The following is a 25,381-nucleotide window of genomic DNA, read 5'->3' as shown; positions in this document are numbered from 1 at the left end:
CCTGGGTTTGGCCGAAAACAGTCGTAGCAATGGTCCAAGCGCCCTCAGGAGAGCCTCATTTACGGGCCGTACGCTGAGGCCGTGGTCAACCGAGGCGAAGATCCAGGGCAGGCGGCGTCCCGGCTCACCGGACGCCGGGTCACGGCTGTGGGGGCGGGGTCGGACTCGCCCGCGGAGGTGACGTTCGAGGGCGGGACGGTGGTGATGGTCAAGCGTGGCGACGCCCCCGGTGCCGTACGGGCGGAGGTGGCCGGGCTGCGCTGGCTCGGCGCGACGGGAACGGTCCGGGTGCCGGCGGTGCTCGGCCATGACGAAGGGTGGATGGTGACCGAGCGGGTGCCGACCGGGCAGCCCGACGGTGCCGCGGCCGTGCGCTTCGGCCACGCCCTGGCGGCCCTGCATGCCGCCGGAGCGCCCCGCTTCGGCGCGGCGCCGCCCGGCGGGCCCGAGGAGGCGTACATCGGGCTCGCACCCATGCGCAACGCGCCGGGGGCCGACTGGCCGGCGTGGTACGCGGAGCATCGCGTACTGCCGTATCTGCGCGGCGCCGTCGACGCCGGAACCGTACGTCCCGAGGAGGCCGTGGTGATCGTGCGGGCCTGCGAGCGGCTGCCGGATCTCGCGGGGCCGGCCGAACCGCCCGCACGGCTGCACGGCGACCTGTGGAACGGCAACGTGCTGTGGGGCGCCGACGGGGAGGTCCGGCTCATCGACCCGGCCGCGCACGGCGGGCACCGGGAGACCGACCTGGCGATGCTCCAGCTGTTCGGCTGCCCCCACCTGGACCGGGTGCTGGCCGGATACCAGGAGGCGGCGCCGCTGGCCGACGGGTGGCGGCGGCGCGTCTGCCTGCACCAGCTCTTTCCGCTCCTGGTGCACGCGGTGCTGTTCGGCCGCGGCTACGCCGAACAGGCTCTCGAAGCGGCGCGCCGCGCTTTCATGGAATGAACGGCACCGCGCAACTCCTCCCGTCCGGGGCGACGTCCTCCTACCTGACGCCCCGAACGACCCCTCTCCGGACCTCGGTTACGGAGCGTAAGGAAACCAATCACCCGTTCGATTCGTATAAGGACGTGAAAGCCGAATCAGGGAGAGACCATGCAACCGTTCACGCTCAACTACGCACGCCCCGCTGTGCAGTTGGACGTCACCACTCCGTACGCGTACGACTCCGGACTGCAGTTGAACGTCCTCCCGGACGGTCGGATCGCCGCCACTGACCACGCGACCCTGAGAGCGCTGGGGACAACGACCTCCACGGCCGGGTCCAAGACGCACTTCGACGACTGAACGCGGGCCTGCGCAAGATGACCGTGCTCATCCTGACCAGTGAAGAGGACGTGACGGCGGACATGGTGGTCCTCCGGCTGGGCGAGGCGGGCGTGCCCGTGGTCCGGCTCGACCCCGCCGACCTCACCAACGGGGTGGCCCTGTCGGGCGAGTACGTGCAGGGTGCCTGCCGCGGACACCTGTCCGTCGGCGGGCGCCTGGTGAGCATGAACGGCCTGCGCTCCATCTGGGTGCGCAGGCCGGGGGACACGGCCGCACGCGCCGCCCAGCCCTCCGCCTGGCTGACGGAGGAGTCCTCCCAGGCGCTCTACGGCATGCTCCGGAGCACCGACGCACGCTGGATGAACCATCCGGACGCGGCCCGCCGTGCCCGCCACAAGCCCTGGCAGCTGCGGCTCGCCCAGCTCAGCGGGCTCGCCGTGCCGGCCACACTGATCACGACGTTTCCGCAGGCGGCCCGGGAGTTCGCGGAGCGGTTCCCGGACCTGGTGGTCAAGCCCGTCTCCGGCGCGCACCCGCAGGAACCGCCGCGGGCGGTACCGACCAGCCGGGTCGCGCCGGACACCGACTTCGCCGCCGTCGCCTTCGGCCCGACCCTGCTCCAGCGCCGGGTCCCCAAACGGGCCGACATCAGGCTCACGGTCGTCGGCGACCGGATGCTGGGCGCGCGCAAGCCGGCCGACCCGGACGCCCACCCCGACGACGTGGACGTCCGCTTCGCCCCGTCGGTCTCCCCCTGGCTTCCGGCCGAGGTGCCCCCGCGCGTCGCCGAGGCCGTCCGCCGCTATATGGAGGGTGCCGAACTGGCCTACGGAGCCTTCGACTTCGCGGAGGACTCGGACGGGATCTGGTGGTTCCTGGAGTGCAACCAGTCGGGCCAGTTCGGCTTCGTCGAGATGGACACCGGACAGCCGATCGCCGAGGCCATCGCCCGGTGGCTGGCGGGGGACGGGACAACGGCACAGCGGTACGCCGACGGCGACCGGGGCACGGCATCGTGAGGCTGCGGCCACCGGTTCGGAGAAAGGAACGCGACATGCGCATCGGACTGCTGGGAACGGGCCCGTGGGCCCAGGCGGCCTACGCTCCCGCCCTCGCCGGGCACACCGGCCTCGACTTCACAGGGGTGTGGGGCCGCCGCCCGCAGGCGGCGGCCGCGCTGGCGGAGCGGTACGGCGTCCGGGCGTACGACGACGTGGACGCGCTGCTGGCCGACGTGGACGCGGTGGCGGTGGCGCTGCCGCCGTCCGTGCAGGCCGAGTTGGCGGTGCGGGCCGCACGGGCCGGCCGGCATCTGCTGCTGGACAAGCCCCTGGCGGTGGGGGTGGCCGAGGCGCGGGCCGTCGCCGAGGCGGCCGAGCGGGCCCAGGTGGCCTCGGTGGTGTTCTTCACCGCCCGCTTCCAGAAGGAGCCGGAGGCCTGGATCGACGAACAGGCCGCCGTGGCGGGCTGGTTCACGGCGCGGGCGCAGTGGCTCGGGTCCGTGTTCACGGGCGACAGTCCGTTCGCGGCCTCGCCGTGGCGGCGGGAGAAGGGCGCACTGTGGGACGTCGGGCCGCACGCCCTGTCCGTCCTGCTGCCGGTGCTCGGTGACGTACGGCAGGTGCTGGCGGCTGCGTACGGTCCCTCCGACACCGTGCATCTGGTCCTCGACCACGCCACCGGGGCGTCGAGCACGCTCACGCTGAGCCTGACGGCGCCGCCGTCGGCGGCCGGGGCCGATGTCGAGCTGCGGGGCGAGGCCGGCGTGTCGCTGCTCCCGGGAAGCTCCGAGGGCGCGGTCCCCGCTCTGGGCCGTGCCGCGGACGCCCTGGCGACCGCGGCACGCACCGGCCGGCCGCACGCCTGCGACGCCGCGTTCGGCGTGCGGGTCACCGAGATCCTGGCGGCGGCCCAGGCACGGTTGACCGGGAGCCCGGCGGACTAGCACCCGTCCCCGCTTCTGGTCGCATGGCGGGGTGAAGGGCCGGGCAAGGCGGCGGCCGGCCGTGGGCACCGCGATCGGGGTGCCGCCAGCGGCGACCGACCCCGGGGTCGCCGGTGCGGCCTTCGGCGACCGACCCCGGGATCACCGGTGCGGCCTTCGGTCTCCACCGGTCCCATGCCCTGCCGGCACCGGCGAAGCAGATCACCGTACCGATCGAGTTCCTGCTCCAGAGCGTGCGGTGCGCCGCGGGAGCCGTCCTGCTGCGCAGGCAACGCCATGCCGCTGCCTCGGACATCCGCGAGGGCCATACCCTGCAGGACCTCGGACATCGGCAAGGGCCATACCCTACGGGGCGGTGAGGAGGGTGCATGGGTGAGAGGGTGTGCGCGGGCGCGGTGCTGGTCGTCGACGACGACGCGGCGATCCGCCGTTCGCTGGAGCGCGGCCTGCGGCTGAACGGTTTCGCGGTACGTACCGCCGCCGACGGGCCGCAGGCGCTCGCGTCGATCGACCGGGAGCCGCCGGACGTCCTGGTGCTGGATGTGTCGATGCCCGCGATGAGCGGCATCGAGGTGTGCACACGGCTGCGGGCGGAGGGTCTCGACCTGCCCGTGCTCATGCTGTCCGCGCTCGACGAGACCGCCGACCGGATAGCCGGACTGCAGGCGGGCGGGGACGACTACCTGGTCAAACCGTTCGCCCTGCAGGAACTGGTGCTGCGACTGCACGCCCTGCTGCGCCGGCGTCCGCCGGCCGGCCGGGAGGTGCTGAGGGTGGCCGGCCTGGTGATCGACCCGGCGGCCCGCACCGTCGAGCGCGACGGCCGTCCGCTGGAGCTGACCCGCCGGGAGTTCGAACTGCTGGAGGTGCTGGCCCGCAACGCCGGCCTGGTCCTCACCCGCGATCAGCTGCTGGAACGGGTGTGGGGCTACGACTTCGACGTACGCACCGACGCCGTCGACACCTTCGTCAGCTATCTGCGGCGCAAGCTGGAGGCGCAGGGGCACAGCCGGCTGATCCACACGGTGCGCGGCGTCGGCTTCGTGCTGAGGGACGACCGGGGCACGCGATGAGACTCTCCACCCGCATCGGCCTCGCCGTAGGCTGCACCGTACCGCTGCTGGTCCTGGCGTCCGGATGGCTGCTGCTGCAGCTGGTCGCGCGCGATCTGCACCGCGCCGAGGACCAGCACCTGCGGCAGCGTGCGGCGGCCATCGTCCCGGACGCCCGAGCGCTGCTGCGAGCGTCGCAGAACAGCCGCCCCAAGGCCGCCGACACCAGGGAACGGCAGCTGTTCAGCGCCGCCCTCGACGTCGGCGTACGGGTGGCCGGAGCGGATGTGGTCTTCAGCGGCGGACCCCAGCCCGGCCCCTCGGTGAAGCTGCCCGCCCGCGGCGCCGGACCGGTCACCGTCCGCGACGGCACCCGCAACTGGCGTGCTCTGACCCGCCCGATCCGGGGCACCGCCGTATCGGGCACGCTGTGGGTCTTCTCGCCCGACACCGCCGACCGCACCCAGCTCCGGGTCGTACGGCGCCGGGTGCTGCTCACCGCGCTGCTCGCCGCGCCCCTGTCCGGCCTGCTCGCCTGGGGCCTGGCCACGGGCGCTAGCGCCCCGCTGCGCCGGCTCACCCGGCGCACCGCCGGCCTCGATCCGCGTACCAGCAGCGCCCGGATCGACCTGCGGCGGACGGGAGTGCGGGAGGTCGACGAGCTGGCGGCCACCGTGCGCACCGTTCTCGCCCGCTACGACGAGCAGGCCGCGCGCACCGCCGAGGCCCTGGACACCGCCCGCTCCTTCTCCTCCGCGGCCGCGCACGAGTTGCGCACCCCGCTGATGAGCATGGGCACGAACCTGGACATCCTCGCCGGACACCCCGACCTGCCCGGACCCGAGCACGCCGAGGTGGTCGCCGACCTGCAGCATGAACACGCCCGCCTGCTGGGCCTGTTGGTGACGTTGCGTGAGCTGGGTCGCGGGGACCTGGTGGAGGCGGAGGCATTCGGGGCCGTCGAACTGTCCGACGTGGCCGAGGCGGCCGTCGCCGAGGCCCGCCGCCGCGATCCGGAGGCCGACATCGCTCTGGACACCGTGCCCGGTCTCACCGTGCACGGCTGGGAGCCGGGCCTGAGACTGCTGCTCGACAACCTGCTCGGCAACGCCCTGGCCCACGGCCGCGACACCCGGGGCCGGGCATGGGTGCGGGTGAGCGTGGCGGGCAGCGCCGGCCAGGTCCTGATCACGGTGGACGACCACGGATCCGGCGTGCCGCCCGATGCCCGGGGCCGGATCTTCGAGCGGTTCCGGCGCGGTCCGGACAGTGCGGGCTCCGGGCTCGGTCTCACGCTCGTGGCCCAGCAGGCGGCACTGCACCGGGGAAGCGTCACGGTGACGGACCCGCCGGGCGGCAAGGGTGCGCGCTTCGAGGTGCGGCTGCCCCCGGGCGGCGGCGGACTGCCGGGCCGACGGAACTGGCTGATCGGCACTGCCGGGGCAAACCGGTCACAGAGTTTCCCCAAAGACGGTCCCTAGCCTCCGTCACGACGGACGGACGACGTGGCCGTCCGGTACGTGAACGGAGAGGCAGATGGACGTACGACGACGGACACGCGTGCTGCTCACGGGGGTCGCCGTGACGGCCGTGCTGGCCGGCACGGCGGGGGCGGCCTCGGCCGACAGCACGCCCTCGAAGCCGGCCGGCGACGGGGCCCGTGCGCTGTGCAAGCGGGTGCCCAAGGTCGACCGGCGCATCGAGCGGGCCCTGAAACGGCTCGACGCCGGAACCGGCACGCGCGGCTCCGTGGCCCGGCTGCAGAAGCGCGTCGACAACGCGAAGAAGGCCGGGCACACCGAGATCGCCACCTACCTTCAGAATCGGCTGGACTTCCGCAAGTCGCTGCGCACCAACCTGCAGCAGCGGCAGAAGGACCTGGCCGGGGTCAAGACGTGGTGCCAGGACAACAACGCCGGGAAGGCGGCGGGCTGATGCGGGGCGGGAGGCGGCCGGCGGCCCTCGCGGGCCTTGCGGTGGCACTGGTCGTGGCCCTCACCGCGGGCTGCGCCGGGCACGACGGCGCTTCCGCGAAGGCCTCGCCCGGCAGCACGTCCTCGTCCTCGTCCACGGCTCCGGCGGGCGCTCCTTCGGGATACGCACAGATGGAGAAGAAGGTGGACGCAGCCGAGTCGGCGGCGGCAGCGGCCGACCAGAACGCAACGGACACCGCGGACCGCTGACCGTCGCCCCGGTGTGCGGCGCGGGGGATCGCCCCGTCGGCAGAGGGGCCGGCCGCTCCGGCGCGCAGGGCCGGTCGGGTCAGATCCCAGTCAGGTCCGGTCCCGGTCACGGCCGGGACCGGGCAAGGCCAGGGCTGGTCACGGCCGGTCCCGGTCAAGGCCGGGACTGGTCAAGGCCGGTCCCGGCCCGGTCCGGGAGTGGTCGTGCCGCCGCCGCTGCCGGAGGGCGGTGGAAGGGTGGCTCCGCCGCCCGCAGCGGCGTGCTCCGTGTCAGGGGCCAAGGGTCGGCGGTTCAGACGCGGCCGTGCGCCGCGCGGGCTCCGGCCTCCACGGCCTGCGTCCAGTCCAGGTACCCCTCGCCCTGGACGAACATCTCGCCGATCTCGTCCTGGCACCAGACGCGCCACTCCTCGGCGAAGTCGGCGCGCCCGCACAGCCAGGCGGGGGGAACCGCGGGGAAGTGAGCGCGGAGAACACGGTTGCCGCCGAGGCGCAGTGCGGTGGCGATCATCAGGCCGCTCTCCGCGTCGATCTCCCGCTCCACGCTCTCCACGCGCACCCCGCGGTCCGCCAGCTCGCGGAGATAGGCGACGACGGTCTCCCTGCCGTCCCGCTCGTGGTCCTCGTCCAGGTCGAACAGGTCGGACAGGTGGGACGGATCCGACAGGTGGGACGGGTCGGACAGGTCCTGCGGGTCCGGCTTCTCGGGCGTGTGCTGCATGTACGGATGGGGTCCTCTCGGGTGTCGTCCGGGTCCGGCAGTCTCATGATCGCAAGTGCCGGCCGCTCATGGAACTCATGCGGCGAACGGCTCGTCGCTCCACCGGAACCACGCCCGGTCCCCCGCGACGTGCAGCAGGAACTCGGGGACGGGGCCATGGGGCGAGGACAGTGCGACGCGGCGCCGTATCTCGTCGTACACGGACTCCCATTGCTCCCAGCTCGCCTCGTCGTCCCGCTCCATCAGGGCGGCTTCGCGGGTGAAGAGGTCCTGTACGGCGGCGAAGCCGGGGCCGGGGACGAACCTCCCCGACAGCCAGGGGAAGTCGGCCTCGTCGATCACGATCTCGCCGACCGCCTCCTCCCCTGCGCTCACCCGCCACACCTCGCCGTCGGACCCCATGGCCCCTCCCCCGCTCCGCCGCCGTCGATCAGGCCTTCAGCATGTCACCCGGCACTGACAACGCGGTCGGCCCGGAACTCGGCCCAGAAATTGATGCGCTCCCGTACGACGGGGTGCCGGGCCCTGGTGAAGTGCGCGGCCATCGGGAAGTTGCCCTGGTCGGTCGCTCCGGCGATGAACGCGGCGCCGCGCTCGGCGAGGAAGTGGGTGCACTCGGCGAGGAGATCGTAGGCATAGCCGTGGCCGCGGTGTTCCGGCAGGACGCCGATGAAACCGACGCACGGTCCGGACGGATTGCGGGCGGGGATGTGGATGCCGGCCGTCTCGCCCCCGGGTGTGCGGGCGATCTGCCACCACTCCCGCGGCGACGGGAACCAGCGGAAGACGTCCAGCTCGTCCTGGGCCGCCTGGTCCACTCCGCCCTGCTCGATGGCCCGGCGGGCGTGGGCGTCCAGGGTGACGGAGTGGATGCGGCGCAGGGCGTCGTAGAAGACGGTGTCGTCCGGCTCGGCGGAGAAGGCGAGGCGCCCCGGGCGTTCGGGCAGGCCGTGGTCCGGGGTCCAGCGGTACAGGAAACGTTGCACCAGCGGTTCGTACCCGGCCTTGCGGCCGGCGGCGGTGCGGGTGGCGACGGCGGCCCGCAGGGCGGGGACGTCACGCCAGCCGACGGGCAGGTCGAGTTCGAGTTCCTCGGTGCGCCAGGGCGCCGTGTGCAGCAGGTCGGCCGCCGCCTCCTCCTCGCCCTCGGCCAGGTCGAGCCAGTTGATGAGGAGCGGCTCGGGGTCCTCGGGCCGGCCCCACCAGGCGGCGCGGGCCACGACCCGGCCGTCGCGCAGGGCGACCCGCTTCCAGGCGGGGCGGTACCGGGTCTGCCGGTGCCGCTCGGCCAGGCCGAGCGGGTCGGGCAGGGTGTCGAAAAGGTGAGCACTGCTCTCGTCGAGCGAGCGGATGACCGGAGCGGTCATGGATTCCTCCGGGATACGTGCCGCGTACGGCGTGGAGCGCTCCCGGTCGGGTCAGACGTGGCACGCCCGGGGAACGGGGAGGGGGGAGCGCTGGATGACTGTGGACCGCATGACGCTCGCCTCCTTCCGTCCGTCTCGGGCGTGGCGTGGTGCGGATGCCAGAGGGACGACCCGAGGGGCGTCGAACGGTTTTCGCGGTGTGCACACGGCGGACGGGGCGGGAGCCGAAGAGAGGCTCGGCCCACGGCGGCGTAGCGTGGGGGTGTGGAACGGGTGCGCGGCTGGTCGTCGCGTCGGAACCGGGAGGAACGCGGCTGGCTGCGGGGCGCACCACCGCCGCGGTGGGTGCGGGTGCTCCCGATCCTGCTGCTGGTGGCGGTGACCGTGGCCACGCTCGTCACCCCGCACGCGCGCGATCTCGGGTTCCTGCTGGGCGCGATCCCGCCGCTCGCCGTCCTGTCGTACGGTCCGCTTGCCACCGCCTTCCTGGGTGCGCTGGTCATCGGGGTCCTGCACCTGCCGGCCACGCATCTGAACCGTCCGGGCAACACCGATCTGCTCACCATCGTGTTCGTCGCCCTGCTGAGTGTGTTCGTGTCCTTCGTGCGCAGCCGCCGGGACGCCCAGCTGGACACGGAGCGCGCGATCGGGGAGGCGGTGCAGCGGGCCGTGATGCCGCCGTTGCCCAAGCGCGTGGGGCGTGTCGGGTGCGCGGGCTTCTACCGGGCCGCCGAGAACGGGACACTGGTCGGCGGGGACTTCTTCGACGTGCGGGCCGGGCCGTACGGCGTCCGTGCGGTGATGGGGGACGTGCGGGGACACGGGCTGGCGGCGGTCGCGACGGTGGTGTCGCTGCTGGGCGCGTTCCGGGAGGCGGTGCTGGACCAACCGGACCTGGAGTCGGTCGCGGCCCGGATGGACCGCAGGGTGGCGGTGGACTCGGCGGGTGTGCGGCACGGGGAGCTGTTCGCGACGGCGGTACTGGTGGAGTTCGCGCCCGACGCGGGTGTGGTGCGGGTGGTCACCTGTGGGCATCCGGCGCCGGTGCTGCTGCACGACGGGCGGGCCGAGGAACTGAACCTCGCGGGGGCCGCTCCGCTGGGCCTCGGCCTGGTCGGCGTAGAGCCGCCGAAGGAGGTCACCGTGCCGCTGGGGCCGGGCGACCGTCTGCTGCTGGCCTCCGACGGCGTCTGGGAGGCCCGGGACGCCTCCGGCGCCTTCTATCCGCTGCCCGAGCGGCTGGCCGCCTTCACGGCCACGGCCTCCGCCGAACTGGCCGAAGCCGTGTGGGCGGACCTCGGGCTACTGCACTACGAGGTCCGCGACGACGCCACCATGCTCGTCCTGACACCGGGCCCGGCACGCACCTGACGCTCCACCCGGCCCTGCCGTATACCCGAGGCTCCCGCCCGGCCTCGAACCGTGCCCCGGCCCGGCACGCACGGACACACGGAGACACGGACGCACGGGCGCACGGACGCACGGACGCACGGAGACACGAACGCACAGCACGTGCGCAGGTCAGCCCGTGTCCCGGACGCAGCGTGCAAAACGCCAGGGTCCGCCACCCCTTCCGCCAAGTAGAAATATCTACCAGCATGCATATGCCGGGTTGGCGTGCACGCGCACCGAGTGCCCGGTCACGGCCGTTCCCTGCCCTTGTGCCAGGCGAGCGAGGATCACCCGGAGCAGTGCATGACGAACACGATGTGGATGCGGGGCGTGGAGTGGCTGGCCGCGGCGGCGGCCGATCCTCGCGCATGCAAGTGGGACTGGGACCACGGCGAGGGCATCGCACTGCTGGAGGCGGGCCGTTTCTGGGACGTCCTGACCGTTCCCGACCGGCTCGGCCTGCTCACCCTGGACCTGCTGTGGCGGCCGTCGGGGCCCGTGCCGGGGCCGACGCTGGTGGACACCGCCGCGCAGCGGGTCGGGTTCTTCCTGCCGCCGGACCCGGCCGGGGGCTGGGTCGGCGCCGGCCTGCGGTACGCGACCAAGGGGTCGTGGGTCGCCGTGCCGCCGCCGTACCGGCCCGCCCGCTTCCTGGAGTGGCTGGTCCCGCCGGACGGCACCGGCACACTGCACGCGCCCGGCGACCTGGAGGCGGCGCTGCGGCAGGCCAACGGCACACTGACCGTGCTCGCACCTCTGTGCGGGCAGTAGCCGGGCCGGATCAGAGACGGCAGAGCAGCCGGACCGGGTCAGAGACGGCAGAGCAGCCGGACCGGGTCAGAGACGGCAGAGCAGCCGGACCGGATCGAGGGCGCAAGCGGCCGGAGCGCGGAGGGGCGGAGGCGGCAACGGCCGGGCCGGATCAGGAGCGCTCGGGCTCGGGCCGGGCGCGCAGCGCGCGTCCTGCCAAGGAGGCCCACAGACCGTCCGGTTCGGCGGGGACCGTCCGCCCCTGCGCCCGCCACTCCTCGACGAGCTGGGCGTAGATCGGCTCACGGGTCCTGAGGGCACCGGCCACTTCGGTGTGGACACGCGGGGCGGTCTCGACGCGGGGCAGGCGCCTGAAGAGCAGCGATGCCGTCTGGTTCATCGGGGCCTTGCGGTCCGTACGGTTCATGCCGGGGCAACGTCCGGGACGCTCCGGTGGTACGCCCCTCCCCGCCCGCTCACCGGGTCGGGTGAGCCCACCCCTCGAACGAGGCCTTCCGCCCGTCGGACAAGCATCCCGTAGCACGGCGGCGCCGGGCGCCCCCGGCCGTCCGGGCACCCCCGGCCGACAGGCGCCGTACCCTGCGCGCTCCTATCCTGGACAGACAGGGCTCCGACGTCTCGCCCACCGCACGTTCGGCTCTCACGTGCTTGGAGTCAGCCCATGTCGCACACGTTCGCACGCCTGCGCGGGGTGGCCGTGGTCGCCGTCGCGGCGGGCACGCTGATCGTGCCGCTCACCGGTGCTCCCGCAGGGGCGGCGCCGGCGTCCGCGCCCGCCTCGTTCGCCGCCGACCCGCCCGGCCCCTCCCCCTCGGGAACGGACGTCCGTACCCTCACCCCCGACGTGGCCCGCCGACTCGACGCCGCGGTGCAGAAGGTGATGCACGAGGCGAAGGTGCCCGGTGTGACGCTCGGCATCTGGACACCGCACCAGGGCAGTTACGTCGCCTCGTTCGGTGTCGCCGACAAGAACAGCGGCCAGGCCATGACGCCGAACCTGTACATGCGGATCGGCAGTGAGACCAAGACGTTCACCGTGACGGCGCTGCTGCAGCTGGTGGACCAGGGCAAGGTCGGTCTGGACGATCCGATCGGCAAGTACGTCGACGGTGTGCCCAACGGCGACACGATCACGCTGCGGCAGCTGGCGGGGATGCGCAGCGGGCTGTTCAACTACTCCGAGGACGACGACTTCTTCAAGGCGCTCACGTCCGACCCCCAGCGCAGCTTCACACCCAGGCAGTTGCTCGACTACGCGTTCCGGCATCCGGTGCTGTTCCCGCCGGGGCAGAAGTTCTTCTACTCCAACACCAATCTCATCCTGCTGGGTCTGGTGGTCGAGAAGGAGAGCGGGCAGCCGCTCGGCTCCTACATCCGCCAGAACATCCTCGACCCCGCCGGAATGAAGGACACGCTGTTCCCGGTGGGCGCGGAGTTCCCCACCCCGCACGCGCAGGGCTACACCAACCAGACGGCCGACGGCAGGATCGCGGACACGGCCGACTGGAACCCGTCCTGGGGGTGGGCGGCCGGAGCGATGATCTCGAAGCAGGACGACCTGCGGGTGTGGGCACGCACGCTGGCCACCGGCCGGCTGCCGGACGGCCGGTGGATGATCAGCCCCGCCCTGCAGAAGCAGCGGCTCGTCACACCGGCGACACCGATCCCGGGCGCGGGGTACGGGCTGGGCATCTTCAATGTGCAGGGCTGGATCGGCCACAACGGCTCGCTGCCGGGTTACGAGTCCCTGACCGTCTACCTCCCGGAGGCGCAGGCGACCCTCGTGGTGCTCCTGAACACCGACATCGACCACAACGGCCAGGAACCGAGCACCCTGTTCGGCGAGGCGATCACGAAGATCATCTCGCCCGGTCACGTCTTCAACCTGCCGGCCCAGCCCGCCGCCAGGTGAGGTCCCGATCCGGCCGTATCCCCACCGGACACGCACGCACTGTTCGCTCACGGCCGATGACGGTGTGTACTGGACGGTGACCGCACGCGAGAGCCGACCAGCCTGGAGAGCGTCGTGTCCGACACCGACCGCATCCCGCTCGACCCGTTCGGCGCCGACATCGTGGCGGAGAGCGCCCGGCTGCGCGCTCTCGGCCCGGTCGTCCCCGTGGAGCTGCCCGGCGGCGTCCCCGCCTGGGCGCCGACCGGATACGACGTCCTCAGGGAACTGATCCTCGATCCGCTGGTGAGCAAGGACGCGCGCCGGCACTGGCGGCTCTGGCCGCAGCTGGCCGAGCGGCCCACCTGGAGCTGGATCGCCACCTGGGTGGGCGTGGTCAACATGCTGTCCACCTACGGCTCCGACCACACCAGACTGCGCAGGCTGGTGGCGCCGGGCTTCACGCACCGGCGCACCGAGGCGCTGCGCCCGCGGGTGGCGGCCGTCACCGCCGAACTGCTGGACGCGCTGGAGACCGAGGGGGCCGGCGGCCGTACGGTCGACCTGCGGGCCGGGCTCGCCCATCCGCTGCCGATGCGCGTGATATGCGAACTGCTCGGCGCGCCGGACGAGTTGCGCCCGGACGCCGCGCGGCTGATCGCCGACATCATGGACACCTCCGACCCGAGTCCGCAGCGCGCGGCGTCCGTGCACGAGCGGATCGGTACGGTCCTCGGCGCGCTGATCGCGTACCGGCGGAAGAATCCCGGTGACGATCTCACCACGGAGCTGATCCGGGTCCGGGACACGGACGGCGACCGGCTCTCCGACGAGGAGCTGCTGCACACCCTGCTGCTGGTGGTCGGCGCCGGGTTCGAGACGACCGTCAATCTCATCGGCAACGCGGTCGTCGCGCTGCTGACGCACCCCGCGCAGTTGGCCGCAGTGCGCCGCGGGCGGCTCGGCTGGGAGGCGGTGGTCGAGGAGACGCTGCGGGTGCACCCGTCGATCGCCGCGCTGCCGCTCCGGTTCGCGGTGGCGGACCTGAAGGCCGGGGAGGTGACGATCCCGGCCGGGGACGCGATCATCACGACGTACGCGTGCGCCGGTCTGGACCCGGCGCAGTACGGCCCGGACGCGGGAGGTTTCGACGCGGCACGCGGCGCCGAGGAGCATCTGGCGTTCGGCGTCGGCGTGCACCGCTGCGTCGGCGCGCCGCTGGCCCGTATGGAGGCGCTGACGGCGCTGCCCGCGCTGTTCGCCCGCTTCCCACGGCTGAGCCTGGCCGTGGCGGCCGACGAGCTGCGGCACGTGCCGTCGTTCATCGCGCACGGCTGGCAGGAGGTGCCGGTCCGGCTGGGCACCTGAGACGGATGCGGGGCTCGACCGGACCCCCGTCCCGGTCGCGCCCCGCGGAGTGCCGAACTTACGTGCGTCGAACGGCGACGGGTACCGCGCCAGTGCCCTTCCGGTACGGGCGAGGACTCATCCGTGCACAGGTGAGTCCGGTTGACCCCGGTTCGCCCCGCCGAGCGCGGGTGCGGCGAGCGCACCGGTGACCAGATGGGCGAGGACGACCTCGTACAGATCGCTGCCGAGGGCGAGCAGCTGGCGCTCCAGGACCGGCTCGGCGGCCCGGACGTGGTCGCGCACGGTCTGGGGGTGGACCCCGAGATCGCGGGCCGCGCGTTCGGCGTTCGCGTCCGCCGCGATCCAGGCGCGCAGGGTGCGGCGCAGGTCGCGCCCGTCCGCGTCCAGGCGGCCGAGCAGGTCGTGGGCCCAGGCGCGCAGTGCCGTCGAGGCGAGCAGGTCGCCGAGCCCGGCCCGGGCGGACGGGTGCGGGCCCCTGCCGTCGGGGTCGTACGGCCCTTCCACCGCTTCGGTGTTGAGCGCGAGGCGGGCGGCGGCGCGGGTGGTGAGGCCGGAGAAGTCGGTGGCGAGCAGGGCCTCGACGCGGTCCATGCGGGCGCGGACGGTGTTGCGGCTGACGCCCAGCACCTTGGCCGCGCTCACGGCGGTGAAGTCCAGGCCCAGCCGGGTGGTGGCGAGCAGTTCGGCGCGGATGTGGTGGGGCAGGGTGTCGAGGGGGCGCAGCACGACGGCGGACCAGGCGCGCAGCGCGTCCGGGTCCATGAGCCGCTCGGGGTGGGTGCGTTCGGCGTAGACGGCCGTCTGGTCCGGGCGGAAACGGGCGACGGCCAGGGCGCTGATGGCCTGCCCGTAGGCGGTGGCGGTCCGGGCGAGGCGCTGGCGGAGGCTGCCGCCGAGGAAGATGCCCGGCCGGCCGTCGACCAGCGAGCGCAGCCGCTCCTGTGCCACCGGTGCGGGACTGACGACGATGACGTGCCCGTCCATCGCGGGGCAGCGCACGACGAGTGCCTGGCCTTCGACGGCGTCCGCGCAGGCCTCGGCGAGGGCGTCCCGCTCCGCGGGGGATCCCTCGACGACGTACACGCGGGCGGTGTCCTCCTCCAGCAGGCCCGGCCACAGACCCGCGGCCACCCGGCGGGCGGAGACGGTCTCCTCCACCATCAGCAGCTGCAGGATGGCCAGCCGCAGGTCGGCGGTGGCCCGCCGCAGCCGGTGGCCGGACGCCGTCAGCCGCTGTTCCCTCAGCAGCAGTTCGAGAACGCCCGCGGTGCGGTTCACGATCTCGGCCGCGCGCCGGTCGAAGGGTTCCGGGCGGGCCACGGCCAGCACCGCGCCCGCCCCCTGGCCGTGTTCGGGGTACGGCAGTGCGACCATGCGGAGATGGCGTTCGCCGTCCTGCAGGGCGGCCGCGGAGATCCGGCCGGTGACCAGGTCGGCCAGCACGGTGGTGTCGAGCTGCACGCGCTCACCGGCGAGGAGGGCGCCGTCCGCGTCCTGGAGGCAGACCGCCGCCCCGACGGTCCTGCCGAGCCAGCCGGCGACCCGGCGCGGGTCGCGGCCTGCCGGGCGCAGCTGGTCGAGCAATTGCTGTGCCCAGGCGGTGTCGTTGTCGTGCGGCTGCGGGGCGTGGGGGCCCTCTTCTGCTCGGCCGGCCACGTCGCCCTTCTCCCAGTCTCCGTGCTGACCTCGGCTTTCGAGTGGACGTTACCCCAGATGCGCAGCCTGTTCACCTATGGCGCTGTCCCGCCTGGATGCGCCGGGCCGGGGTCTGCCGGGCCGGCGGTGGCATGACCTCACGGGCATCACGGACGCGTGCGCCGTGGCTGCGCGTGCGTTACCCGGGGGACGGCATAAGCTCGACGGGTGGCGAAGTACTTCGACGTGCACCCCGAGAACCCGCAGCCGCGCAGCATCGGCCAGGTAGCCGACGCCGTGCGCTCCGGAGCACTCATCGCATATCCGACCGACTCCTGTTACGCGCTGGGCTGCCAGATCGGCAGCCGGGACGGCATGGACCGGATCCGCTCCATCCGCCGTCTGGACGACCGGCACCACTTCACGCTGATGTGCCGGGACTTCGCGCAGCTCGGCCAGTTCGTCCGCGTCGACAACGACGTGTTCCGGGCTGTCAAGGCGTCGACTCCCGGCAGCTACACCTTCATCCTCCCGGCCACCCGCGAGGTGCCGCGCGTGCTGCAGCACCCGAAGAAGAAGACCGTGGGTGTGCGCATCCCCGACCACGTGGTCACCCAGGCGCTGCTGGCCGAGCTGGGCGAGCCGCTGCTCTCCAGCACGCTGCTGCTGCCGGACGAGGAGGAGCCGATGACCCAGGGCTGGGAGATCAAGGACCGGCTCGACCTCGCGGTGGACGCGGTGGTCGACTCCGGGGACTGCGGCACCGAACCGACCACGGTCGTCGACTTCTCGGGCGGCGAGGCGGAGATCGTGCGGTACGGCGCCGGGGACACCACTCGGTTCGAGTGAAGCCGGGAGACCAGTGGCGCCGACGGCACCGATGGCACCGATGGCACCGATGGCACCGATGGCACCGATGGCACCAGTGTGGATCTTGCGTGGCAGCATGAGACGTACACACGGCACCGAGGGGTAACCGCCTCCCGCCGCTGATTCCTCAGGAGGCTTCTCGCCATGACCGCCGTACAGGGAACAGCCGTCGAGATCCCGACCGCGGACGGCACCGCCGACGCCTACCTCACCCACCCCGCGGACGGCAGCCCGCATCCGGGTGTCCTCCTCTACCAGGACGCCTACGGCCTGCGCCCGCAGCTGAGGGCGATGGCCGACCGGCTAGCGGGCGCCGGTTACACGGTCCTGGTGCCGAACGTCTTCTACCGGCACGGCCGCACCCCGATCGGGGAGATCCCGGAGTTCATCGACCCCTCGGCCGACCCGACCCTCTGGGAGCGGATCGGCCCGGTCATGGCCTCGCTCACCCCCGACCGGACGAAGCGGGACGCGGACGCCTATCTCGGCTGGCTCGCCGACAGTCCCCTGGTCGCCGACGGCCCGGTCGCGCTGACCGGTTACTGCATGGGCGCCCGCCTGGCGCTGCGCACCGCGGCCACCCACCCCGACCGGGTGGCCGCCGCGGCCGGCTTCCACGGCGGCCGGCTGGCCACCGATGCCCCGGACAGCCCGCATCTCGGCGCGCCGCAGATCACCGCGGAACTGTACTTCGGCCACGCCGACCAGGACCGGTCCATGCCCGAGGAGCAGATCCGGCGGCTGGACGACGCGCTCACCGCCGCCGGCGTACGGCACACCGGCGAGGTGTACCCGGGTGCTCACCACGGCTACACCCAGGCGGACACCCCGGAGTACAGCCACGAGGCGGACGAGCGGCACTGGAGCGCACTGCTGGACCTGCTCAAGCGCACCTTCTGAGATCTGCCGGGCGCCCGCCGCCGGGCGGGCGCCGCCGGGATCCCGTCCAACTCATTGACATGCCCGCGCCCGACCGCAACGCTGAGAGCGCTCTCACCCAGGTACGGACCAAGGTTCGTACGACCCCGACCCCCACACGGAGGTGGAGAGTGCTCCCCAGCATCACGCGCCCGGCGCTGCCCCTGGCGGCAGCGGCGGCCCTGGTCGGCGGCCTCCTCACACTGGCCGCCCCGGACCGCGCCGGTGCCGCCGTCCCGGACACCATCCCGCTGAAGATCACCAACAACTCGGGCCGCGCCGACCCCGTGTACGTCTACGACCTCGGCACCCAGCTGTCCACGGGGCAGCAGGGCTGGGCCGATGCGAACGGCGTCTTCCACGCCTGGCCGGCGGGCGGCAACCCGCCCACTCCCGCCCCGGACGCGGCGATCGACGGCCCGGCGGCCGGTCGGTCGACGACGATCCGGATCCCGAAGTTCTCCGGCCGGATCTACTTCTCCTACGGCCAGAAGCTCGACTTCCGGCTGACCACCGGCGGACTGGTGCAGCCGGCCGTGCAGAACCCGTCCGACCCCAACCGGAACATCCTGTTCAACTGGTCGGAGTACACGCTGAACGACTCCGGCCTGTGGCTCAACAGCACCCAGGTGGACATGTTCTCGGCGCCGTACGCGGTCGGTGTGCAGCGCTCCGACGGCAGCGTGAGCACCACCGGGCACCTGCGGCCGGGCGGCTACACCGGCTTCTTCGACGCCCTGCGCGCACAGCCGGGCGGCTGGGCCGGACTGGTCCAGGCCCGCTCCGACGGCACCGTGCTGCGCGCCCTGTCCCCGCTGTACGGCGTGGAGACCGGCGCGCTCGCGGCGAACGTGCTGGACGACTACGTCAACCGGGTCTGGCAGAAGTACGCGACGAAGACGCTGACCGTCACGCCGTTCGCGGACCGCCCGGACACCAAGTACTTCGGCCGGGTCTCGGGGAACGTCATGAACTTCACCGACTCCTCGGGCGCGGTCGTCACCAGCTTCCAGAAGCCGGACGCGGACAGCGTCTTCGGCTGCCACAAGCTGCTGGACGCGCCGAACGACCAGGTGCGCGGGCCGATCTCCCGCACTCTGTGCGCCGGTTTCAACCGCTCGACGCTGCTGGTCGACGCGAACCAGCCGGACACCTCGCCGGCGGACTTCTACCAGGACCCGGTCACCAACCAGTACGCGCGCGCCGTCCATGCGCGGATGGCCGACGGCAAGGCGTACGCGTTCGCCTTCGACGACGTCGGCAACCAGGAGTCGCTGGTCCAGGACGGCAATCCGCAGCAGGCCTCTCTCACGCTGGATCCGCTGAGCTGACATGCCACGGTCCCGCACCCCTCGGGTGCGGGACCGCAGGGGGTGCGTCAGCCGGTCGTCAGGGCCGTGTCGTCCACGACGAAGCTGGTCTGGAGCGAGGAGTCCTCGACTCCGTTGAACTTCAGCGTGACCGTCGAGCCCGCCAGCGAGGACAGGTCGAAGGACTTCTGGCTGTAGCCGGAGGCCTTGTTGAGGTTCGAGTACGTCGCCAGGGTCTTGGAACCCGCGGTCACCGTCAGCTTGTCGTACTGAGTGCCGGTGGTGGTCTCCGCGGTGTCGATGTGCAGGTAGAAGGTCAGGGTCGCCTTGCAGGCCGCGGGGATCGTCACCGACTGGGACAGGGTGTCGGTGTGCGTCCTGCCGTAGCCGTCGAGCCAGGCCTTGTAGGAGCCGCCGTGGGCCGCCTCACCGCTGTCGTTGGTGATGACGCCGCTGGTCGCCGTCCAGCCCGTGCCGCCCGACTCGAAGCCGGGGTTGGCCAGCAGCTGGGTCGAGGTGCAGCCTCCGGTGGAGTTGACGGTCCAGCCGAAGGTCGCGGTGCCGGTGGCGCCGGTGGAGTCGGTCACCGTGACGGTGGTGTTCGAGGTGCCCGCGGTGGTGGGCGTGCCGGAGATCAGGCCGGTCGAGGTGTTGATCGACAGGCCGGCCGGCAGACCGGAGGCGCTGTAGCTGAGCGCGCCGCTGTTGGTGCTGCTCGCCTGGATCTGGAGACTGACCGCCGTGCCGACGGTGGCGGTCTGGCTGCCCGGGCTGGTGACCGTCACTCCGCTGCTGGGCGGGGTGATGTGGCTGCCGACGTTGATGCCCGCGAAGGCGTTGCCCACTCCGGCGTACTGGGTGGAGTTGGTGCCGTAGAGCGCGGCGGCCGCGTTGAGGGCGGCGGTGCGGGCGGCGGCGTAGTCGGTGCTGGACGTCATGTACGTGGTCAGCGCCTTGTACCAGATCTGCAGCGCGGCGGCCCGGCCTATGCCGGTGACCGCGACCCCGTCCGAGGTCGGGCTGTTGTAGGTGACGCCGTTGATGACCTTGGTGCCGCTGCCCTCGGCCAGCAGGTAGAACATGTGGTTCGCGGGGCCCGAGGAGTAGTGCACGTCGAGGTCGCCGACGCCGCTGTACCAGCTGTCGGCGGATCCGCCGTCCTTGCTCGGCTTGTCCATGTAGCGCAGCGGCGAGCCGTCGCCGTTGATGTCGATCTTCTCGCCGATGAGGTAGTCACCGGGGTCCGAGCTGTTGTTGGCGTAGAACTCCACGCCGGCGGTGCCGAAGATGTCGGAGGTCGCCTCGTTCAGGCCGCCGGACTCGTCGCTGTACTCCAGGCCGGCGGTGTTGGAGGTGACGCCGTGGGTCATCTCGTGGCCGGCGACGTCCAGCGAGGTCAGGGCGTGGGTGTTGCCCGAACCGTCGCCGTACGTCATGCAGAAGCAGCTGTCGTCCCAGAAGGCGTTCACGTACCCGCTGCTGTAGTGGACGCGCGAGTAGGCGGCGACACCGTCGTTCTTGATGCCGCTGCGGCCGAAGGTGTTCTTGTAGAAGTCCCAGGTCTCCTGCGCGCCGTAGGCGGCGTCGGCACCCGCGGTCTGGGTGTTGGAGCCCGTCCCGTCGCCCCAGACGTCGTCGGAGTCGGTCATCAGGGTGCCGGTGCCCGAGGTGCCCTTGTTGAGGCTGTAGGTCTTGTGGCCGCCGCGCGTGGTGTCGTACAGCTGGTACGTCGAACCGGACTGCGTGGTGCCCAGGCTGACGGTGCCGCTGTACTGGGTGTTGCCGGTGCCCATTTTGACCGCCTGGTAGCGGTACAGCTCCTTGCCGGTGGTGGCGTCGGTGATGACGTGCAGCTGGCTGGGCGTGCCGTCGTCCTGGAAGCCGCCGATCACGGTCTCCCAGGCGAGCTTCGGGGTGCCGCTGCCGGCCCAGATCACCTTGCGGGCGCTGTCGGTGGTGGCCTTCTTCGCGTCGAGGGCCTTGGCGGCCCTGAGGGCCTTGGTCTCGGCGGCGGACTTGGTGAAGGCCGCGTTGGTGGAGGCGACCTGGATCCGGTGCTTGTTGTTGTAGGTCGTGCTCACGGTGCCCGCGGCCAGGGAGGCGGGCGGGGTGTGCACCACGAGGTCGCCGCCGAGGACCGGGAGTCCGGCGTAGGTGCGCTCGTAACGGGTGTGCAGGGTGCCGTCGTTGTCCTTGACGACGTCCTTGACGACCAGCTTCTCCTGTGCGCCGAGGCCGAGGGTGCGGGCGGTCGCGGCGGTCCGCTGCTTGGCGTTCTCGACGAGCGCGGAGTGCTGGGCCGGGGTGAGTTTCGCCTCCAGGCCTCCGGTGTGGAGGGGGCTGGGGTGGGGGCCCGCGGGCTTGGCGGTCGCCGGGAACGCCTGGATGCCGACGGCGAGGAAGGCCGCGGTGGAGACCAGGGCGGCTCCGACCGTGGCCCGTCTGTGGGGATGACGTCTCACTCGTACTCCTCCTGCTGCGGCCGCCGGGTCGCGGCCGGTGACAGTCCGGGCAGACGGGTGTGCTGTCCGGGACGAGCTGAGCTGTGCGGGGGCCGTGCTCCGTGAACACACCGTGGAGGATCTGTGTGTTGGGGGAGGATTTCAGTCTTGACTCGCACATGTCAGCCACATCGGGGGCATTCGAGGGTTTTCCCTATGTCGCGCGATCCGGACAACGGCATCGGAGGCCGGGCGCACCGGGCGCCGGCGGATGCCGTGAGGCCGGGATCCGCCTGACCCACTCCGCGCCAACCGAACTGGCCATCGCCGGCGACGACACCTACGCCAAGGGCGCCACGTACTGGCCGGAAATCAACTCCTTGCAGCGCAACCCGGGCGACACCCTGGAGGCCGCGGGCAAGAGCTGGAAGGTCTGTGAGCAGTGCATGGGCACGCCCTGCAACACCAGTGACAAAAAGGCCGCCCCGGCCGGTGCGACGCGGGCCGGAGCCACGGCGCCCGGCCCCGCCCAATCCGGCTGGGCCGGCTCGTTGTTACCGTGCACGGCGTGTCTGACTCCTCACGCGATACCGCGCAGGGCGCCGGCTGGGGCTCGGCCGAGCGCGGCGCCTACCAGCAGCTGATGCCCGCCCACGTCGAGAAGTTGTCGTGGCTGAACCCGAGAACCCTGTGGGCCGCCCGCAACGGGGTGCTGGCGTCCTGGTTCGGCGATCCGACGGGCCGTACCCGCAGCCGCTGGGCGGCCCGGCAGGCCGAGGCCGGGGCACCCGCCGACAAGGTCATCCACCGGGACGTACCGGGCCGGTTCTCCTTCATGGTCATCGGCGACACCGGAGAGGGCGACGACTGCCAGTACGCCGTGGTGCCGGGCTTCCTGAAGGCCGGTCAGGACACCGAGTTCGCGGTGATAGCGAGCGACGTCATCTATCCCGTCGGCAGCGCGGACGACTACGACACCAAGTTCTTCCGGCCGTACCAGGACTACCCGGCCCCGATCTACGCGATACCGGGCAACCACGACTGGTACGAGGGCCTGGGCGCGTTCATGCGTGTCTTCTGCGCCGACACCCCGCCGCCCGCCCCCGAGCCCGCGCCCCGCCCGCTCACCCGGGCCTGGTGGCGCACCCTGCTGTGGCACCGCCCGCGCCGGACGGACGGGCAACACCTGGCCGACGCGCGGAAGATGCGGTCGGCGCCGGAGCAACAGGCCGTGCAGCCGGGGCCGTACTGGGCGATCGACGCCGGGCCGGTGCGGATCGTCGGCATCGACACCGGGCTGCTGGGCACGATCGACGCCGAACAGGGCGCATGGCTGCGAGAGGTCTCCCGCGGGCCGAAGCCGAAGATCCTGGTCACCGGCTCGCCGTTGTACGTGGACGGCGAGCACCACCCGTGCGCCATCGAGGGCGGCGGCACCGTCGACGCCGTCGTCCGCGACCCGGAGCACCACTACGTCGCCGCGATCGGCGGCGACATCCACAACTACCAGCGCTACCCGGTCGACGTGGACGGCCGCACCGTGCAGTACGTGGTCGCGGGCGGCGGCGGGGCGTTCATGCACGCCACGCACACCATCCCGCGGGTCTCGGTCGCGAACGTCACCGAGCGGGACTTCCGCTGCTATCCGCTGCGCGGCGACTCGCTGGCCTTCTACAGCCGTCTGTACGGCCGCCGCCTGCGCCTGCGCCGCTTCTTCACGCTCACCGAGTCCGAGGCGACGGCCGTCGTCGCCGAACGGCTCGGCATCGAGCCGGGCCGGACGCCCGGCCCGGACGCCCGGGTCACCCGGCGCACCCGCCTGGTCGCGAGCCTGCTGGGCTCCGGCGGCCGCCCGGACCGCACCTCCCGGTTCCGGCTGCCCGTGCGCAAGCTGTACACCCAGCTGTTCTCGCCCGGCTCCGCCACCTACAGCCCGCCGTTCTTCAAGTGCTTCCTGCGCCTGGACGTCACCCCGGAGGCGGTACGGCTGCGCTGCTTCGCCGCGACGGGCAACCGCGCCCAGGAGCTCGACCCGCCGGTCGAGGACGAGGTCACCATCCCGCTGAAGTGATCACACGGTTGTCACACTCGCCTGCCAGAATCGAGGTCACAGAGACGTACGACCGCTGGAGGAGCCCGTGCCGTCCGCCCCCCGCCCGCTGCGCAAGCTGGGCTTCCTCACGATCGGCCTGTTCGACGCGGCGGACCCGGCCCGGGGGCACGAGTCCACGCTGGAGATCATCGAGCTGGGCGAGCGGCTGGACTTCGACAGCGCCTGGGTCCGCCACCGCCATCTCCAGTACGGCATCTCGTCCCCCGTCGCGGTGCTGGCGGCGGCCTCGCAGCGGACCCGCCGCATCGAGCTGGGCACCGCGGTGATCCCGCTCGGCTGGGAGAACCCGCTGCGCCTCGCCGAGGACCTGGCGACGGTGGACATCCTGTCCGGCGGCCGTCTGAACCCCGGCGTCAGCGTGGGCCCGCCGATGCACTTCGAGCAGGTGAAAGGGGCCCTGTACCCGGACACCGCGGACGCCGAGGACTTCGGGTACGAGCGGGTGCGGCGGCTGCTGGACTTCGTGCGCGGCGAGCCGGCCACCGGCTTCAGCGGTATGGAGGGCTTCGAGGTGTTCTCCGACGTCGTCCAGCCGCACTCCCCCGGGCTCGGGCGCCGGCTGTGGTACGGCGGCGGCAGCCTCGGCTCGGCGCGCTGGGCGGGCGAGCACGGCATGAACTTCCTGACCAGCAGCGTCGTCAAGGCCGAAGACCCGGAAGGAGCGCAGGACTTCGCGGAGATCCAGCGGTCCCTCATCCGCGCGTTCCGCGCCCGGCACCCCGACGGGGAGGCGGCCCGTGTCTCCCAGGGCCTGGTGGTGATCCCCACCGACTCGGCGAGCCCCGGGCAGCGGGCCAAGTACGCGCGGTACGCCGCGGAGCGGCTCCCGCGCACGGCCGTCCCGCAGGGCCCGGCCCGGCTGCTCTTCGCCCCCGACCTCGTCGGCACCTCCGACGAGCTGGCCGAGCGGCTGCACGCGCACGCCGCGTTCCGGGAGATCGACGAGGTGGCGTTCGCGCTGCCGTTCACCTTCGAGCACGAGGACTACGTCCAGATCCTCACGGACCTGGCGACGAAGCTGGGCCCGGCACTCGGGTGGCGGCCGGCGGGCTGACTCACCAGCGGCCCGCCCGCGTACCGGTGACCGGCTCGGACGGCCGGCCGTCCACTCCCACCGGTACGTCGCCCGCGAGCATCACCCGGTGCATGATCCGCGGAAAGCCGAGGTGGGCGCTGTCGCCGGGGGCCAGGTGGATGGTGGCCCGGTTGTCCCAGAAGGCGACGCTGCCGGGCTCCCAGCGGAAACGGACCGTGTACTCGGGGCGGACCGCCTGTTCGAGCAGCATCTCCAGGAGGGCCGCGCTCTCCGGACGGGAGACCTCGGTGATCTGCTCCAGGTAGTAGCCGTTGACGAACAGCACCCGCTCCCCGGTCTCCGGGTGCACGCGCACCAGCGGGTGCACCGAGGCGACCTGGTGGTCCAGGAGATGGCGGACATAGGCGTCGGCGCCGGGCCGCGGCTGGTAGCCGACGCCAAGCCGGTGTTCGGCGCGCAGCCCGTCCACGAAGGCGCGGACCGGCGCCGACAGCCCGGCGTAGGCGGCGGCCAGGTTGGCCCAGGTGGTGTCCCCGCCGTACGCCGGCACGGTCTCGGCGCGCAGGACGGTCGCGGCGGGCGGGTCGATGCGGGCGCCGTGGTCGCAGTGCCAGCCGCGCAGCAGGGTGTGCCGACGGCGCTGCAGCCACTCCTCGTGGTCCATGCCGAAGCGCCCGCCCAGCTCCAGCCGGTCCGCGGTGGTTTCCACCTCGGGGAAGCCGGCCGGGGAGGCGCCGCCGCGCCTGCCGAGCACGACCGGCTCGCCGAAGCGCCGGGCGAAGGCGACGTGCCCGGCGTGGTCCAGGCGCTGCTCGCGGAAGAAGACCACCTTCCAGTGCAGCACCGCCTCCCGGATCAGGGCGACCACGGCGTCGTCGAGGGGCTCGGCCAGGTCGACGCCGGTGATCTCGGCGCCGATGTGCCCGGCCACCGGCCGCACTTCGACGCCCTCGACCGGCTCCGCGCTCCCGGCCTGCTCCGCTGTGACCCTGTCCGTCGTCATGCGCGCTCCGAAGGTCGTCCGTACGGGCTCTGGGGTGATCGTGACAGTCAGGGCGCGCCGACGCGACAGGGCCTCGCACCCCCGGCGTCC

24 protein-coding genes are annotated in these 25,381 nt (G+C 72.6%); 17 read left to right on the top strand and 7 right to left on the bottom strand.

Annotated elements, in window-relative coordinates:
- Positions 1-81: 81 nt before the first annotated feature.
- The 8 genes from ACZ7P3_RS36115 (at position 82) to ACZ7P3_RS36080 (ending at position 6,452) form a co-directional block, all read left to right on the top strand.
- A complete protein-coding gene (locus ACZ7P3_RS36115) occupies positions 82-948 on the top strand; it encodes a fructosamine kinase family protein (RefSeq protein WP_472088241.1) in 867 nt (288 codons plus the stop codon).
- A gap of 150 nt (positions 949-1,098) precedes the next feature.
- Complete coding sequence (gene tgmA / locus ACZ7P3_RS36110; protein ID WP_020938095.1) at positions 1,099-1,290, top strand: putative ATP-grasp-modified RiPP; 192 nt, start codon at positions 1,099-1,101, stop codon at positions 1,288-1,290.
- A gap of 17 nt (positions 1,291-1,307) precedes the next feature.
- A complete protein-coding gene (tgmB, locus tag ACZ7P3_RS36105; RefSeq protein WP_472088238.1) occupies positions 1,308-2,291 on the top strand; it encodes an ATP-grasp ribosomal peptide maturase in 984 nt (327 codons plus the stop codon).
- 35 nt (positions 2,292-2,326) lie between these two features.
- The gene (locus ACZ7P3_RS36100) at positions 2,327-3,217 is read left to right on the top strand and encodes a Gfo/Idh/MocA family protein (protein ID WP_472088236.1); all 891 of its coding nucleotides are present in this window, start codon (positions 2,327-2,329) and stop codon (positions 3,215-3,217) included.
- Positions 3,218-3,585: 368 nt separating this feature from the next.
- The gene (locus tag ACZ7P3_RS36095; protein ID WP_472088234.1) at positions 3,586-4,290 is read left to right on the top strand and encodes a response regulator transcription factor; all 705 of its coding nucleotides are present in this window, start codon (positions 3,586-3,588) and stop codon (positions 4,288-4,290) included.
- Positions 4,287-5,750, top strand: coding sequence for a sensor histidine kinase (locus tag ACZ7P3_RS36090; RefSeq protein ID WP_472088232.1), 1,464 nt, complete (start codon positions 4,287-4,289; stop codon positions 5,748-5,750). Before ACZ7P3_RS36095 ends, ACZ7P3_RS36090 begins: the two co-directional genes overlap by 4 nt.
- Before the next feature lie 55 nt (positions 5,751-5,805).
- Positions 5,806-6,204 (top strand): hypothetical protein, encoded by a 399-nt coding sequence (locus ACZ7P3_RS36085; protein WP_472088230.1) that lies wholly within the window; start codon positions 5,806-5,808, stop codon positions 6,202-6,204.
- Positions 6,204-6,452, top strand: a complete 249-nt coding sequence (locus tag ACZ7P3_RS36080; protein WP_472088228.1) for a hypothetical protein — start codon at positions 6,204-6,206, stop codon at positions 6,450-6,452. The genes ACZ7P3_RS36085 and ACZ7P3_RS36080 overlap by 1 nt, the downstream gene beginning before the upstream one ends.
- Positions 6,453-6,744: 292 nt before the next feature.
- Here ACZ7P3_RS36080 and ACZ7P3_RS36075 read toward each other — a convergent pair whose 3' ends face one another.
- The 3 genes from ACZ7P3_RS36075 to ACZ7P3_RS36065 all read right to left on the bottom strand — a co-directional run bounded on the left by ACZ7P3_RS36075 (position 6,745) and on the right by ACZ7P3_RS36065 (position 8,540).
- Entirely contained in the window at positions 6,745-7,173 is a 429-nt protein-coding gene (locus ACZ7P3_RS36075) for a hypothetical protein (RefSeq protein WP_472088226.1), read from the bottom strand.
- A gap of 75 nt (positions 7,174-7,248) precedes the next feature.
- The gene (locus ACZ7P3_RS36070) at positions 7,249-7,575 is read right to left on the bottom strand and encodes a hypothetical protein (protein WP_472088224.1); all 327 of its coding nucleotides are present in this window, start codon (positions 7,573-7,575) and stop codon (positions 7,249-7,251) included.
- Between the two features lie 44 nt (positions 7,576-7,619).
- Positions 7,620-8,540 carry a GNAT family N-acetyltransferase gene (locus tag ACZ7P3_RS36065; RefSeq protein ID WP_472088222.1) on the bottom strand — a complete coding sequence of 307 codons (921 nt, stop codon included), beginning with the start codon at positions 8,538-8,540 and terminating at the stop codon, positions 7,620-7,622.
- Between the two features lie 264 nt (positions 8,541-8,804).
- On the opposite strand from ACZ7P3_RS36065, the gene ACZ7P3_RS36060 reads away from it, so the two are divergent.
- Together ACZ7P3_RS36060 and ACZ7P3_RS36055 are read left to right on the top strand one after the other, a co-directional pair.
- Positions 8,805-9,911 (top strand): PP2C family protein-serine/threonine phosphatase, encoded by a 1,107-nt coding sequence (locus ACZ7P3_RS36060; protein ID WP_472088220.1) that lies wholly within the window; start codon positions 8,805-8,807, stop codon positions 9,909-9,911.
- Positions 9,912-10,235: 324 nt separating this feature from the next.
- Positions 10,236-10,703 carry a hypothetical protein gene (locus ACZ7P3_RS36055; protein ID WP_472088218.1) on the top strand — a complete coding sequence of 156 codons (468 nt, stop codon included), beginning with the start codon at positions 10,236-10,238 and terminating at the stop codon, positions 10,701-10,703.
- A gap of 151 nt (positions 10,704-10,854) precedes the next feature.
- Here ACZ7P3_RS36055 and ACZ7P3_RS36050 read toward each other — a convergent pair whose 3' ends face one another.
- On the bottom strand, positions 10,855-11,109 hold the full coding sequence (locus ACZ7P3_RS36050; RefSeq protein ID WP_472088216.1) for a hypothetical protein: 255 nt from the start codon (positions 11,107-11,109) through the stop codon (positions 10,855-10,857).
- A gap of 255 nt (positions 11,110-11,364) precedes the next feature.
- Between ACZ7P3_RS36050 and ACZ7P3_RS36045 the strand changes: the two genes are divergently transcribed.
- Positions 11,365-12,615 (top strand): serine hydrolase domain-containing protein, encoded by a 1,251-nt coding sequence (locus ACZ7P3_RS36045; protein WP_472088214.1) that lies wholly within the window; start codon positions 11,365-11,367, stop codon positions 12,613-12,615.
- A 114-nt stretch (positions 12,616-12,729) separates the two neighbouring features.
- A complete protein-coding gene (locus tag ACZ7P3_RS36040; protein WP_472088212.1) occupies positions 12,730-13,962 on the top strand; it encodes a cytochrome P450 family protein in 1,233 nt (410 codons plus the stop codon).
- Positions 13,963-14,079: 117 nt separating this feature from the next.
- On the opposite strand, the gene ACZ7P3_RS36035 is transcribed toward ACZ7P3_RS36040, so the two are convergent.
- Entirely contained in the window at positions 14,080-15,621 is a 1,542-nt protein-coding gene (locus ACZ7P3_RS36035; protein WP_472088210.1) for a helix-turn-helix domain-containing protein, read from the bottom strand.
- 207 nt (positions 15,622-15,828) lie between these two features.
- On the opposite strand from ACZ7P3_RS36035, the gene ACZ7P3_RS36030 reads away from it, so the two are divergent.
- The 3 genes from ACZ7P3_RS36030 (at position 15,829) to ACZ7P3_RS36020 (ending at position 18,719) form a co-directional block, all read left to right on the top strand.
- Positions 15,829-16,449 carry an L-threonylcarbamoyladenylate synthase gene (locus ACZ7P3_RS36030; RefSeq protein WP_472088208.1) on the top strand — a complete coding sequence of 207 codons (621 nt, stop codon included), beginning with the start codon at positions 15,829-15,831 and terminating at the stop codon, positions 16,447-16,449.
- A 165-nt stretch (positions 16,450-16,614) separates the two neighbouring features.
- Positions 16,615-17,370 (top strand): dienelactone hydrolase family protein, encoded by a 756-nt coding sequence (locus tag ACZ7P3_RS36025; RefSeq protein WP_472088206.1) that lies wholly within the window; start codon positions 16,615-16,617, stop codon positions 17,368-17,370.
- A gap of 149 nt (positions 17,371-17,519) precedes the next feature.
- Positions 17,520-18,719 (top strand): glycoside hydrolase family 64 protein, encoded by a 1,200-nt coding sequence (locus ACZ7P3_RS36020; RefSeq protein ID WP_472088204.1) that lies wholly within the window; start codon positions 17,520-17,522, stop codon positions 18,717-18,719.
- A gap of 47 nt (positions 18,720-18,766) precedes the next feature.
- Here ACZ7P3_RS36020 and ACZ7P3_RS36015 read toward each other — a convergent pair whose 3' ends face one another.
- Positions 18,767-21,160: a M4 family metallopeptidase gene (locus ACZ7P3_RS36015; protein WP_472088202.1), complete on the bottom strand. Its 2,394-nt coding sequence runs from the start codon at positions 21,158-21,160 to the stop codon at positions 18,767-18,769.
- Between the two features lie 547 nt (positions 21,161-21,707).
- Between ACZ7P3_RS36015 and ACZ7P3_RS36010 the strand changes: the two genes are divergently transcribed.
- A complete protein-coding gene (locus ACZ7P3_RS36010; protein WP_472088200.1) occupies positions 21,708-23,210 on the top strand; it encodes a metallophosphoesterase family protein in 1,503 nt (500 codons plus the stop codon).
- Between the two features lie 67 nt (positions 23,211-23,277).
- Positions 23,278-24,306 carry an LLM class flavin-dependent oxidoreductase gene (locus ACZ7P3_RS36005; protein ID WP_472088198.1) on the top strand — a complete coding sequence of 343 codons (1,029 nt, stop codon included), beginning with the start codon at positions 23,278-23,280 and terminating at the stop codon, positions 24,304-24,306.
- Position 24,307: 1 nt separating this feature from the next.
- Here ACZ7P3_RS36005 and ACZ7P3_RS36000 read toward each other — a convergent pair whose 3' ends face one another.
- Positions 24,308-25,291 (bottom strand): TauD/TfdA dioxygenase family protein, encoded by a 984-nt coding sequence (locus ACZ7P3_RS36000; RefSeq protein WP_472088196.1) that lies wholly within the window; start codon positions 25,289-25,291, stop codon positions 24,308-24,310.
- Between the last annotated feature and the right edge of the window lie 90 nt (positions 25,292-25,381).

This window comes from Streptomyces sp. NPDC107581 (genome assembly GCF_055657175.1).
Note: the sequence above shows the minus strand (reverse complement) of the source record. Positions and strands in the feature narration are given on the sequence as shown.